Origin of the sequence: Catenuloplanes indicus, from assembly GCF_030813715.1 — a bacterium.
In the GTDB taxonomy this organism is placed as follows: domain Bacteria; phylum Actinomycetota; class Actinomycetes; order Mycobacteriales; family Micromonosporaceae; genus Catenuloplanes; species Catenuloplanes indicus.
In genome coordinates this window covers 6,595,138-6,608,483 of record NZ_JAUSUZ010000001.1, presented here as the reverse complement: position 1 = coordinate 6,608,483, position 13,346 = coordinate 6,595,138, and the positions used below count along the sequence as shown (strand labels likewise).

Below are 13,346 nucleotides of genomic sequence, written 5' to 3'. Positions count from 1 at the left end.
CATGGGCACGCCCCGCTACGGTACGACCACGCGTTACTGTGCGGCCAGACCGTTACGTCGGATCACGTCGGCGTACCACCTGGCACTGGTCTTGGGGATTCGCGCCTGCGTCTCGTAGTCGACGTAGACCATGCCGAAACGCTTCGTGTAACCCCAGGACCACTCAAAATTATCCATGAGCGACCAGGCGAAGTATCCCTTGAGCGGCACGCCGGCCTCGATCGCGGCATGGCAGGCGCGCAGATGCTGGTCGAAGTAGTCGACCCGCTCCGGGTCGTCGACCACGCCGTCCACCACCTTGTCCACGAACGCCGAACCGTTCTCGGTGACGTAGAGCGGCACCGGCGGGTAGTTCTCCGCAACACCGCGAAGCGTTTCGACGAGCCCGGGCGCGTCGATCTCCCAGTTCATGTCCGTCACCGGTACGCCGGTGCGGTGCACGAACCGGACCGTCTCGCTTCCCGGCCAGTTGGACGGTTCCTTGACCGCGTCCGGCGCCGGCGCCGCGACCACGTGCCGGCTGTAGTAGTTGATGCCGAGGAAATCCAGCGGCTGGCTGATCGTCGCCAGGTCGCCGTCCTGGAGGTGCCCGAAGTCGGAGACCTCCGCCAGGTCCTCCACCACGTCCGCCGGGTACTCGCCGCGCAGCACCGGGTCGAGGAAGAACCGGTTCGCGAGGCCGTCGATCCGGCGGGCCGCGTCCCGGTCCGCGTCCGACTCGGTCGCGGGCGAGGTCGCGTACAGGTTGAGCGTGATGCCGAGATTGACCTCCGGCGTGCTGGCCCGGACCGCCTGCAGCGCGAGCCCGTGGCCGAGCATCAGGTGGTGCGCGGCCCGGACCGACGCGCCGCCGTCCTGGACGCCGGGCGCATGCACGCCCGACCCGTACCCCAGGAAGGAACTGCACCACGGCTCGTTGAACGTGGTCCAGTTGGTGATCCGGTCGCCGAGCGCGTCCACGGTGAGCCGCGCGTAGTCGGCGAACCGGGCCGCGGTGTCCCGGGCCGGCCAGCCGCCCGCGTCCTCCAGCGCCTGCGGCAGGTCCCAGTGGTAGAGCGTGGCCCAGGGCAGGATGCCCGCCTCGAGCAGCTCGTCCGCGAGCCGGCGGTAGAAGTCCAGGCCGGCCTGGTTGACCTTGCCGGAGCCGGTCGGCTGGATCCGCGGCCAGGCCAGCGAGAACCGGTACGACTTCAGGCCCAGCTCGGCCATCAGCCGTACGTCGTCGGTCAGCCGGTGGTAGTGGTCGCAGGCCACGTCGCCGTGGTCGCCGTTGACCGTGCGCCCCGGGGTATGGCTGAACGTGTCCCAGATCGACGGGCCACGGCCGTCCTCGGTCGCCGCGCCCTCGATCTGGTACGCCGCCGTGGCGGCGCCCCAGAGGAAGTCCGGCGGGAATTGTGGAGTCGTCACGCCTTGACGGAACCTTCCATGATGCCGCCGATGATCTGGCGGCCGAACGCGAGGAACACGAGGAGCAGCGGCACGATGGCCAGCGCGGTCCCGGTGAAGACCTGCACGTAGTCGGTCGTGTAGTTGCCCGTCGCAAGGATCTTAAGCGAGTACTGGATGGTCGGAGTGTCTCCGTCCAGAACCAGGTAGGGCCAGAGGAACTCGTTCCAGGTCTCCATGAACGTCAGCAGGCCGAGCACGGCCGCGGCCGGGCGCAGCGTGGGGAGCACGACGTTCCAGTAGATCCGCCAGGTCGAGCAGCCGTCCATCCGGGCCGCCTCGATCAGCTCGTCCGGGACCGCGGACATCGCGTACTGCCGCATCATGAACACGCCGAAGCCCTTGACCAGGAACGGCACGATCACGGCCTGGAGCGAGCCGAGCCAGCCCAGCTCGATCATCATGATGTAGAGCGGGATGTAGCCCAGCTGCGTCGGGATCATCATCGTCACGATGATGATCAGCAGCAGCAGGTTCGCGCCCTTGAACCGCAGCTTGGCGAACGCGAACCCGGCCAGCGTGGAGAAGAGCACCACGGAGATCGTCACGACGCTGGACACGAAGATCGAGTTGGCCAGGCCGATCAGGAAGTGTGCCTGGTCGTTGTTGAGCAGCCGGGTCGTGTTGGCCAGGAACTCGCCGCCCGGCGTCAGCGGCGGCGGGATCTTGTAGACCGCCGAGTTGTCGCGCGACGCCACGATGAACGACCAGGCGATCGGGAAGATCGCCAGCAGCACCGCGATGATCAGCGCGACGTAGGTGAGCGGGCTCGCCTCCCACAGCTTCGCGCCGGGACGGCGGCCGCGGCGGGCGGGTTTGTGCGTGGCCGGCGCGTTGTCGGGCGCGGGCCGGGTAGTCAGCGCGGTCACTTCGACCCCTTCAGCGAACGGCGGACCATCAGGAAGTTGATCAGTGCGAACCCGATGATCAGCAGGAAGAGCAGCCAGGACATCGCGGAGCCGAGGCCGTACTTGAAGTTGCCCTCGAACGTTGTGTAGTAGATGTACATCGCGATGGTCTGGAAGTTCTCCAGGCCGCTGCCGGAGCCGGCCGCGCCGTAGTTGAACATCAGCGGCTCGGTGAACAGCTGCATGCCGCCGATGGTCGAGATGATCACCGTGAACAGGATCGTCGGCTGGATCAGCGGCACCGTGAGCTGCCAGAACTGGCGGGTCGGGGACGCACCGTCCAGCGAGGCCGACTCGTAGAGGTCGCGCGGGATGGCCTGCATCGCCGCCAGGTAGATCAGCGCGTTGTAGCCGGTCCACCGCCAGTCGACCATGAACGCGATCGCGGTCCAGGACGCGAACCGGCTGCCCCGCCAGGAGATCGGGTCCAGGCTCAGCGACTGCAGGATCCAGTTCGCCAGGCCGTACCGGTCGGCGAAGATGAAGCCGAAGACGATGCCGACCGCGGCGACCGAGGTGATGTTCGGCAGCAGGATGCCCATCCGCAGCGCGGTGCGGAAGCGCAGCTTCCGGTTCAGCCAGTTGGCCAGCGCCAGCGCGAGCAGCAGCTGCGGCACGGTCGCCACCACGAAGATGCCGGCCGTGTTGTACATCGCGTTCCAGAACTTGTCGTCGGTCAGCACCTCCTGGAAGTTCTGCAGGCCGACGAAGCCCTGGTCGCCCTTGATCAGACCCCAGTCACGCAGCGACACCCAACCGGTGTAGAGCAGCGGGAAGAAGCCGAAGACGGCGAAGAGGACGAAGAACGGCGCGACGTAGAGGTACGGCGACGCCTTCAGGTCGAGCCGTCCGAGCCGCACCTGGCGCGCCTGCTTGCGGCGCTCTCCGGGATCCAGCGGCGGCGGGCCCGCCGAGTGCCGCGGCGCACCCGCGGCGTGGGTGTCGATGCTCATGTGGTGGGGTTTCCTTCCCCGGCCGGCGGCCGGTCAGACCGTGAGACGGTGGCGCCCACGCCGCTCATCGAGCGTGGACGCCACCGTGACGCGTTACCGGTCGATCAGCCCTCGGCCAGTTTCTTGCCGTCCGCCACGGCCGTTTTCCAGGCCTCGTCGGACGTCTTCTTGCCCTGCTCCGCGTTGCGCATCTCGGTCTCGAAGTGGTTCTCCCAGATGCCCTGGTGCTTCGGGCCGAGGTAGATCGGCTTCAGGCTCTTGGCGCTGGCGCCGAAGATCTGGCCGGTCGGCGCGTTGCTGAAGTACTCGTTCGTCGACGAGGCGAACGCCGGGTCGTCGAGCGCCTTCACGTTCGACGGCATGTTGCCCTTCTCCTTGTACGAGGAGAGCTCGCCGTCCTTGCCGGTCAGGTAGGTCAGCAGCTTGTAGGCCGCCTCCTTGTTCTTGCTCTGCTCCGGGATGGCCAGGTACGAGCCGCCCCAGTTGCCACTGCCGCCGGGGATGGTGGCGATGTCCCACTTGCCCTTGCCGGCGTCGCCGGCGCGCTCCGCGATCGAGCCGGTCATCCACGCCGGGCACGGCACGGTCGCGAACGCGGCGTTGGCGAACGCGGCGTTCCAGTCCGGCTGCCAGCGCTGCAGCTTGCCGGTCAGGCCGTCCGCCGCCATCTGCAGGCCGAAGTCCCAGGCCTCCCGGACGACCGGGTTCGACTCGACGATGTAGTTGTTGTTCGTGTCGTAGAACCAGGTCTGCGAGTTCTGCATGATGTACGGCTGCATCACCGCGGTGGCGGTGTCGATGAACGCGACATCCTTGACCGCGGGCGACTCCTTGAACTTCTTGCCGGTCGCGGCGTACTGCTCCCACGTCGGCCAGAGCTTGGAGACCTCGTCCCGGTTGGTCGGCAGGCCGGCCTTGGCGAACAGGTCGGTCCGGTAACACATGGCCAGGCCGCCGATGTCGGTGCCGAGACCGACCAGCTTCGACTTGTCCGCGGTGAAGCCGTTCGCCCACTTGTAGGGCAGGAAGTCCTGCTCCAGCGACGCCGCGCCGAGGTCGAGCAGGTTGGTCCACTTGTCCGGCGTCTCCAGGTAGCCCAGGAGCGTGCCCTCCTCGAGCATGACCACGTCGCCCGCGCCCTGGCCGGTGGCCAGCCACTGGTTCAGCTTCGGCGTGAAGTCCTTGAGCTCGCCCATGTTCTGCGCGTCGACCTTGATGTCCGGGTTCGCGGTCTGGAACGCCGCGACCGCCGCATCGAAGCCGGGGCTGCCGAAGTACTGCAGGACGACGGTGCCGCCGCCCTCGCCGCCGCTGTCGCCGTCGCTCGCGCTGCACGCCGCGGCCGAGAAAACCATGCCGGCGGCGAGAGCCGCCGCCGCGATGCCGCGCAGGCGGCGCCTCGGAACGCTCATCCTGACCCCTCTCAGGTCGTGATGGTGGAAGTGGTGGGTCGTTCTATGTGCCCTGAACGTCAAAGTCGATCGATGCCCAGGATCGACGAGCACGCCCTCCGGCCCGCGTGGTGTGGTGCCGCCCACTGCTTGCTCGGGAGCGCTCCCATGAGATTGCCGACACGTTACATGAGTGTCAAGGGGCCGATGGGAGCGTTCCCATTTCGTTACCGCCCGCGATGCGTGGCTCACGAAAAACCGTGCCAGCACTAGGCTTTCGCTCGTGAAAGAGCTTGTTACCGGCCCTGACCTGGACGACGAGACACTGATCGCGCATTACGCCCGGCCCGCCCGGCCGACACTGCGGGTCAGTTTCGTGTCCAGCGCGGACGGCGCGATGGAGATCGACGGGCTCTCCACCGCGCTCTCCGGCGCGGACGACAAGCGCGTCTTCGGCGTGCTGCGCATGCTCGCGGACGCGGTGCTGGTCGGCGCCGGCACGCTGCGCCGGGAGAACTACCGCCCGATCCGGCTCAGCCCGCCGCGGGTCGCGTGGCGGCGCGCGCACGGCCTGCCGGACGTACCCACGCTGGTCGCGGTCTCGCACTCGCTCGACCTCGACCCGGCGATGCCCGCGCTCGCCGACGCACCGGTCCGCCCGATCATTCTGACCTCGTCCGGCGCGCACCGTCCCGACCTGCTCCGGGTGGCCGACGTGGTCCGTTTCGAAGATCAAGATCTTCTGTCACCGGTACGGGCGAGAGCGCTGGACCAGATCCTCTGCGAGGGCGGCCCGCGGCTGTTCGGCACGCTGCTCGCCGCGGACGCGGTCGACGAGCTGTGCCTGACCGTGGCACCGGTGCTGGCCGGGGCGGGCGCCTCCCGGATCACGGCCGGGCCGGTTTCCCCGCCGCGGGACATGCGGCCGGCGCACGTGCTGCGCGGCGGGGACCACCTGATGGTTCGCTATGTCCGACGTCACCCGTCCGTGGACCGAGCGCCCACGGGTTGTGGATAACCCTGTGGGTAACCACAAGATCTTGTGGATAACATGGGGACAGCGGGTGCCGACCGCGGCGTGGCTTCCGTTGTTGTCGTACCCGTGGGGCACGATGATCGGGTGCCAGTAGACCCCCCGGACCCGGGCCCCGCCGTCGGCCGCGTGCTGGGCACCGCCGACGCCACGCCGCTGCAGTTCTGGACCGCCGTCACCCCGGGGGCCTACCTGCAGCTCGACGACGTGGTGGTGACCCGGCGCGAGCTGCCGGACCGCGAGCCGGTGACGATCGCGGGCGTGGTCACCCAGGTGCGCGCGCGGCACGAGGGCGCACAGTTCGACTCCGACGTCTTCGCGATCGCGGAGGGCACGCTGCCCGCGCTGATCCAGGAGGCGGCGGAGATCACCACCACCCGCGTCGACCCGGAGCTCTACGTGCCGCCCGCACCGGGCGCGCCGGTGTTCCGGGCCGAGGGCGTCGCCCGCGCGCAGGCGCTGCACTTCGACCGGATGGAGCGGCCGATCCCGATGGGTTCCGGCCGCGACGGCGTCCCGGTCTACCTGAACGCGGACTTTCTGGACGGCACACGCGGCGCACACGTCTCGATCTCCGGCATCTCCGGCGTGGCCACCAAGACCAGCTTCGCCACGTTCCTGCTCTACTCCGTGTTCCGGTCCGGCGTGCTCGGCGCGGAGAGCGTCAACTCCAAGGCGCTGATCTTCAACGTGAAGGGCGAGGACCTGCTGTTCCTCGACCACCCGAACACCCGGCTGGACGAGAGGACCACCGAGGCGTACGGCAAGCTCGGTCTCCCCGCGGACGCGTTCGCGGATGTCCGGGTCTACGCGCCACCACGGATCGGCGACGCCTCCGGCACGCCGGACGTGAGCAGCCGGCTGACCGGTGTGGACGCGTTCTACTGGACGCTCGCCGAGTTCTGCGAGACCGGTCTCCTGCCGTACGTGTTCGCCGACGCGGACGACGAGCGCCAGCAGTACACGATGGTCGTCCACGCGGTCACCGCGCACCTGCAGCGCGTCGCGGTCCCGGCCGAGGGCGGCGTCAGCATCCAGGGCCGGCGCATCGGCTCCTACGGTGACCTGGTCGACTTCCTGGTCGAGCAGCTCAGCGACGAGGACACCCGGCGCGACTGGGCCGGCTCCGCGGTCGGCATCGGCACCACGAACGCGTTCGCCCGCCGCCTGATCTCCAGCAAGAAGGACCTGTCCCGGCTGATCCGCGGCGACCTGGCGCAGCGCCGGCCGCACTCGATCAACACGTCGGAGAGCGCCCAGGTCACCGTGGTCGACCTGCACAACCTGCCGGACCGCGCACAGCGGTTCGTGGTCGGTGTGACGCTGAAGAGCGAGTTCGAGCGCAAGGAGAAGGCCGGCACCGCCAAGCCGCTGCTGTTCGTGGTGCTCGACGAGCTGAACAAGTACGCGCCGCGGGACGGCACCTCGCCGATCAAGGAGGTGCTGCTCGACATCGCGGAGCGCGGCCGGTCGCTCGGCGTGATCCTGATCGGCGCGCAGCAGACCGCCAGCGAGGTCGAGCGCCGCATCGTGACGAACTCGGCGATCCGCGTGGTCGGGCGGCTCGACCCGGCCGAGGCCGGCCGCCCGGAGTACGGTTTCCTCCCGCCCGCGCAACGGCAGCGGGTGCTGCTGGCCAAGCCCGGCACCATGTTCGTCAACCAGCCGGACATCCCGGTACCGCTCTGCGTGGAATTCCCGTTCCCGGCCTGGGCCACCCGCGTCTCCGAGGCCGGCGCCGCACCCACCGGCACGCTGCGCTCCATCGTCCAGTCCGCCGACCCGTTCGCGGTGGTCGGCGGCCGGGCCGGCGCGGGCTCCCGCATCTCCGACGACGACATCCCCTTCTAGGACCGGACCGCCCCATGAAGATCCTGCACACCTCGGACTGGCACGTCGGGAAGGTCCTGAAGGGACACACCCGGGTGGAGGAGCACATCAACGTGCTCCGCGACCTGGTCGAGATCGCCCAGAAGGAGCGGCCCGACCTGGTCATCGTGGCCGGTGACCTGTACGACACGGCCGCGCCCACGCCCGACTCGACGCGCATCGTCACCCGCGCGCTGACCGCGCTGCGCGCCACCGGCGCCGAGGTGGTGGCGATCGGCGGCAACCACGACAACGGCCCGGCGCTGGACGCGCTGCGCCCGTGGGCGGACGCGGCCGGCATCAAGCTGCGCGGCACGGTCCGGGAGACCGCGGCCGAGCACGTGCTGACCGGCACCACGGCCGGCGGCGAGACGTGGCGGCTGGTCGCGCTGCCGTTCCTCTCCCAGCGGTACGCGGTGCGCGCGGTGGAGATGTACGAGCTGACCGCGTCCGAGGCGCAGCAGACGTACGCGGACCACATCGGCCGGCTGATCGCGAAGCTCACCGAGGACTTCGCGGACCGCAGCGCGGTCAACATCCTGACCGGGCACCTCACCGTGGTCGGCGCGAAGATGGGCGGCGGCGAGCGGGACGCGCACACCGTGCTCGGCTACGCGGTCCCGGCCAGCGTGTTCCCGTCCACCGCGCACTACGTGGCGCTCGGTCACCTGCACCGCACTCAGCAGATCCTCGGCCCGTGCCCGATCCGTTACTCCGGCAGCCCGCTCGCGGTCGACTTCGGCGAGGAGGAGAACACGCCGTCCGTCACGATCGTCGAGGTCACCGCGACCCGGCCGGCCCGTCCCCGTACGGTGCCGATCTCCTCCGCGACGCCGCTGCGCACCGTCCGCGGCACGCTGCCCGACCTGGAGCGGTTCGCCGAGCGCAACACGGACGCGGCCGGCTGGCTGCGCGTCTACGTGCGCGAGATGCCCCGCGCCGGCCTCCGCGAGGAGGTACAGGACCTGCTGCCGAACGCGCTGGACGTGCGGATCGACCCGGACATGCTGCCCACCCGCACCAGCCCGACCGCGGCGCAGCGGGCCGGCCGCTCGCCGAGCACGCTGTTCGCCGACTACCTGAAGGTGCGCGGGCACGACGACGAGGGCGTGCAGGACCTGTTCGACGAGATCTACGAGGAGATTCCGGGAGGCGCGTCGTGAGGCCGCTGCGGCTGGACATGTCCGGGTTCACCGTGTTCCGCGAGCAGACCACGGTCGACTTCACCGACGCGGACTTCTTCGCGCTGGTCGGCCCGACCGGCTCCGGCAAGTCCACGGTGCTGGACGCGATCACGTTCGCGCTCTACGGCCAGGTCCCGCGCTGGGGCACCGCGCGCGGCATCGTCAACGCGCTCTCCCCGTCCGCGGTCGAGGCCCGGGTCCGGCTGGTCTTCGAGTCCGCCAACGAGCGGTACGTGGCGACCCGCGTGGTCCGCCGGGACGGCAAGGGCCGGGTCAACACCAGCGGCGCCGGGCTGCAGCTGATGCCGCGCGGCTTCGACGTGACCAAGCTGGACACCGGGCTGTCCCCGGAGGACCTCGGCGAGGTGCTGGCCGGCACGCCCGCGGAGATGGACAAGGCCGTGCAGGAGGCGGTCGGCCTGCCGTACGAGCAGTTCACCACGTGCGTGGTGCTGCCGCAGGGGCAGTTCGCCGACTTCCTGCACGCAAAGCCCGCGACCCGGCAGCAGATCCTGGTCAACCTGCTCGACCTCGGCGTCTACGAGGAGGTCCAGCGCCGCGCCACGGCGCGGGCCGGCGCGGCCGACGCCAAGCTGTCCGCGGTCGACCAGTTGCTGTCCGGCCTGGACGACACGGACGACGCGCACCTCGCGGCCGCGGCCGACCACCTGGACCGGGTGATCGAGCTGGCCGAGGGCGTCGAGGCCGCGCTGCCCGGCCTGCGCGCGGCCGCCGAGCGCACCGCCGCGGCCGGCACCGCGGTCGCCACGCTGGACGCCGAGATCGCCAAGCTGCGCGGCGTGCGCGCGCCCGCGGACGTGGCCGCGATCGCCGGTGCGGCCGCCGCCGCCCGCGCCGCCGCGGCCGACGCCGTGCAGACCGTGCACGCCGCGGAGGAGCAGGAGGAGAAGGTCCGCGGCGAAGTCGCCGGCAGCGGTGACCCGGCCGCGCTCCGGCTGCTGCTGGAGGCGCATGCGGAGACGCACACGCTCACCGAGCAGGCGGCCGAACTGACCGCGCTGCTGGCCTCGGCCGAACGCGAGCACGGCACGGCGGCGGCCGCGGTCGCCGCCGCCCGCACCGATCACGAGCACGCCACCGCCGCGCTGGAGGCGGCCCGCCAGGCATACCAGGACGCGCAGAACGCCGACCGCGCCACCGCGCTCCGCCTGCACCTCACGGTCGGTGACCCGTGCCCGGTCTGCGCCCGGACCGTCACGGCGCTGCCGATCGAGACCCCCACCGGGTACACGGTGCCGGTCGACGCCGCCGGCCGCCCGATCGACCACCGGCACGGCCCCGGCGCCCGCGACGAGCCGGGCCCCGGTGGTCGCGGCGGCCAGGATGCCGCCGGCCATGGAACGGACGCGCGGGGCACCGACGCCCACGGCACCGGGCAGACCGGCAACCGGGCGGGCACGCCCCGGCCGCGCGGTGAGGCCGTCCCGAGCCGGTCCACGCCCGTCCAGGCCGGCCGGTCCGGTTCCGGGCCGGTGGATGCCGCCGCGCAGCGGGCCGCCGGCCGGTCCGCGGTCGCGGCGGCCGAGGCCGAGGGCAAGAGCGCGCGAGCCGCCGCGGACCGGGCCGCGAAGCTGGTCACCGAGCGCGAGCAGGCCGCCCGGGAGCTGGAGCGCACGCTGGACCGCGCGCGGGCCCGCCACGACGACCTCCAGCACCGCCTCACCGCGGCCACCGCCAAGATCGCCGGGTCGCCCGGACCGGACGCGCTCCGGCGCGAGCTGGACGAGATCGCGGCGCTGCGGAAGCGGCTGGACGCCGCGGGCACGGCCGTCCGCCGGGCCCGGGAGGCGCAGCGCCGCGCGCAGACCGAGGCGGACCGCGCGGAGCAGCGACTCCGGGCCGCCTGGCAGGGCTTCGACACCGCGCGCGACACGGTCGCGCCGTTCGGGCCACCGGCACCGGACCGGGAGGACGTGGCCGCGGCCTGGACCGGGCTGGCCGGCTGGGCGGCGGAGCAGGTGGCGCGGCGCGCGGACGCACGGACCGCGGCCGAGGCCGAGCTGCTGGCCGCGCGCGGCGAGGCGGACGACGTACACGTGCGGATCGAGGGTCTCTTCCAGGCCGTCGGCCTGACCGCGCCGGCGAAGCGCGGCGAGGCCGACTATCTGCGGGCCGCGGCCGTGGCGACCGAACGGGCCGAGGGCGCGCTGCGGCGCATCGAGGAGCGCCGCGAGCAGGCCGCCGAGCTGCGCGAGCAGCGGGCCGTGCACGAGCGCGACGGCCGGGTCGCGAAGACGCTGGCCGGCCACCTGCGTGCCAACAACTTCGAGCGATGGCTGCTGGAGGAGGCGCTGGATCTGCTGGTCGACGGCGGTTCCCGGATCCTGCGCGAACTGTCCGGCGGGCAGTACGAGCTGGTGCACGACAAGGGCGAGTTCTGGGTCGTCGACCACCACGACGCCGGCCTGCGCCGCGGCGTGCGCACGCTCTCCGGCGGCGAGACGTTCCAGGCGTCGCTGGCCCTCGCGCTCGCGCTCTCCGAGCAGCTGGCCGGCATGTCCACCACCGCGGCCAGCCTCGAGTCGATCGTGCTGGACGAGGGCTTCGGCACGCTGGACGCGGTCACGCTCGACTCGGTCGCCGCCACGCTGGAGAACCTGGCCGCCCGCGGCGACCGGATGGTCGGCGTGGTCACCCATGTCGGCGCGCTCGCCGAGCGGATCCCGGTCCGCTTCGAGGTGCGCAAGGATGCCCGTAGCGCGCGAGTGACCCGGAGCGGCCTGTGACCCGTTACTTCATCGACGCGTGGGACCCCGCCTACGGCTCGAACATCGAGCCCGACGGCGGGTTCGCCGGTCCGTCCGAGCAGAGCACCGCTCAGGTCGACGCGGACGTCGAGGTGCCATCGGACGCCTGGCAGCCGCTCCTGCCGGCGCCCGGCCTGCGCCCACCGCGGGTGATCCTGCTGGTCGACGGCGTCCGCCGGATCGACGCCGGCCTGTGGACCGAGGAGGAGGACGGCGGGTCCTACCCCGGCCTCGCCGCCTCGTACGCCGCCGGTGTGGTCCGCTGCGACCTCGATCGCGGCGCCGCCGAGCTGGCCGGCGCCCGCGTCCAGCGCGGCCTGTTCACCGCCAGCCCCAGCGCCACCGACGCGGTCGCCGGGTCGATCCGGTACGCGATCCAGCGCGTCACCGGCAACGGGGAGCAGAGCAAGCTACCGGCCGCCATCCAGGCCCCGCTCACCGCGCTCGAGGTCGACGTGTCCACCGAGGCCCGCGCCGGCGCGGGCGACGACGACCTGCTGGTCGTGGACGGCCCGCTCCGCAACCGCCGCCAGCTGGCGCGCACCATCGGCTACATCAAGACCCAGCACCGCCAGTACCTGCCGCCGCGCCTCGCCGCCGTGGTCACCTCGCTCAAGCCGGGCCAGCGCTCCCCCGTCTTCCTGACCGGCACCACCTGGGGCGCCTACTCCTGGTACCTGCGTCTCCCCGGCCGTCCGGGCGCCCCCTGGGCCGGCATCGTCCGCGCGGAGTGCTCCGCCGACCTGCCGCCCGCGGCCGCGTTCGCCCTGGCCGACCTGGCGCTGGTCACGCTGCCCCGGTTCGCGTCGACCGCGTACAAGGACCCGCGCGCGCCGCAGAACCTGATCCCGATCGCCGGCCTGGAGCGCCGCCTCCGCGCCATGCTCGGCGACTCGCGGCTGCTCCACCGCGCGCTCACCCAGTCAGCCGCCCGCGCCGCGTACGAGACCGCCACCCGCAACCGCTGAGCCCTGCGCCGCACCCGCGACCTCCCGGACCGCCGCGGCCACGGCCGCGTGATCCTTGCGCAGGATCATGCTGTGGTTGCTGGCGACCTTGGCGCTGATCCGGATGTGCGGGTTGCGCGCCACCACCTCGTCCAGACCCGCACGGATCACCTCCTGCTCGTCACCCCTGCTGCCGAGCGACGTGCCGGACGCCAGGACGTAGCGGGTAGGGACGGTGATGCGGTCCATGACCGGGCCGAGTTCGCGTTCCCGGGAGAGCCTCCCGAGCTCGATGTTGCTCGCCGCCTGCTGTTCGGCGTTCAGTCGCGGTACCAGGCCGGTCGGGCGCAGCAGCGGCATGAACCAGGCCATCCGCCGGAACATCGTCCGGATCCGTTCCTCCATGGCGTCGTCCAGCCAGTCGTGCGGCATCGCGCCGTCGACCAGGACCGCACCGATCGCGCGGTCCGGGTTGCGGGCGGCCCAGTGCGCCCCGAGGAAAGCGCCGTAGGACCACCCGACCACCAGCGCCCGGTCCACCCCGCGGGCCGCGAGGACGGCGTCGACGTCGCGGATGCCGGCCGCGAACGAGTAGTCGGCCGACGTCTTCGACTTCCGGCCGCGGGCGCGCTCGTCGTAGGTGATGTGCCGCCAGGCGGGGCCGAGGCCGGCGATGACCCTCCGCCAGTAGCCCTGCGTCGCGAACTGCCCGTTCAGGTAGACGACCGGAATGCCGGTGCCGCCGGTGTCGGTGCAGGCGAGAGCGGTGTCGTCGATCGGGATCATGCCGGTCCACGGAGTGCCGGTGCTGGTCATGTCGTGCTCCTTAGCGAGTGTTCGAGGG

Annotated in this window: 10 protein-coding genes; 5 read left to right on the top strand and 5 right to left on the bottom strand. The window is 71.7% G+C overall.

Annotation, left to right across the window (positions count from 1 at the left end; all coding sequences use genetic code 11):
• Positions 1-33 precede the first annotated feature (33 nt).
• The 4 genes from J2S42_RS30005 to J2S42_RS29990 form a co-directional block, all read right to left on the bottom strand.
• On the bottom strand, positions 34-1,410 hold the full coding sequence (locus J2S42_RS30005) for a GH1 family beta-glucosidase (RefSeq protein ID WP_307244464.1): 1,377 nt from the start codon (positions 1,408-1,410) through the stop codon (positions 34-36).
• Positions 1,407-2,231, bottom strand: coding sequence for a carbohydrate ABC transporter permease (locus J2S42_RS30000; protein WP_307249125.1), 825 nt, complete (start codon positions 2,229-2,231; stop codon positions 1,407-1,409). The genes J2S42_RS30005 and J2S42_RS30000 overlap by 4 nt, the downstream gene beginning before the upstream one ends.
• Positions 2,232-2,314: 83 nt before the next feature.
• Positions 2,315-3,310, bottom strand: coding sequence for a carbohydrate ABC transporter permease (locus J2S42_RS29995; protein WP_307244462.1), 996 nt, complete (start codon positions 3,308-3,310; stop codon positions 2,315-2,317).
• Between the two features lie 104 nt (positions 3,311-3,414).
• Positions 3,415-4,722 carry an ABC transporter substrate-binding protein gene (locus J2S42_RS29990; RefSeq protein ID WP_307244460.1) on the bottom strand — a complete coding sequence of 436 codons (1,308 nt, stop codon included), beginning with the start codon at positions 4,720-4,722 and terminating at the stop codon, positions 3,415-3,417.
• A gap of 262 nt (positions 4,723-4,984) precedes the next feature.
• On the opposite strand from J2S42_RS29990, the gene J2S42_RS29985 reads away from it, so the two are divergent.
• The 5 genes from J2S42_RS29985 to J2S42_RS29965 all read left to right on the top strand — a co-directional run bounded on the left by J2S42_RS29985 (position 4,985) and on the right by J2S42_RS29965 (position 12,523).
• Positions 4,985-5,719, top strand: a complete 735-nt coding sequence (locus J2S42_RS29985; protein WP_370879288.1) for a pyrimidine reductase family protein — start codon at positions 4,985-4,987, stop codon at positions 5,717-5,719.
• Positions 5,720-5,821: 102 nt separating this feature from the next.
• Entirely contained in the window at positions 5,822-7,585 is a 1,764-nt protein-coding gene (locus tag J2S42_RS29980; RefSeq protein WP_307244458.1) for an ATP-binding protein, read from the top strand.
• A 14-nt stretch (positions 7,586-7,599) separates the two neighbouring features.
• The gene (locus tag J2S42_RS29975; RefSeq protein ID WP_307244456.1) at positions 7,600-8,766 is read left to right on the top strand and encodes an exonuclease SbcCD subunit D; all 1,167 of its coding nucleotides are present in this window, start codon (positions 7,600-7,602) and stop codon (positions 8,764-8,766) included.
• Positions 8,763-11,534 carry an AAA family ATPase gene (locus J2S42_RS29970; protein WP_307244454.1) on the top strand — a complete coding sequence of 924 codons (2,772 nt, stop codon included), beginning with the start codon at positions 8,763-8,765 and terminating at the stop codon, positions 11,532-11,534. The genes J2S42_RS29975 and J2S42_RS29970 overlap by 4 nt, the downstream gene beginning before the upstream one ends.
• Positions 11,531-12,523 carry a hypothetical protein gene (locus J2S42_RS29965; RefSeq protein WP_307244453.1) on the top strand — a complete coding sequence of 331 codons (993 nt, stop codon included), beginning with the start codon at positions 11,531-11,533 and terminating at the stop codon, positions 12,521-12,523. Before J2S42_RS29970 ends, J2S42_RS29965 begins: the two co-directional genes overlap by 4 nt.
• Here the strand turns inward: J2S42_RS29965 and J2S42_RS29960 are convergent.
• Positions 12,479-13,318 (bottom strand): alpha/beta fold hydrolase, encoded by an 840-nt coding sequence (locus J2S42_RS29960; protein WP_307244451.1) that lies wholly within the window; start codon positions 13,316-13,318, stop codon positions 12,479-12,481. The genes J2S42_RS29965 and J2S42_RS29960 overlap by 45 nt on opposite strands.
• Positions 13,319-13,346: the final 28 nt, after the last annotated feature.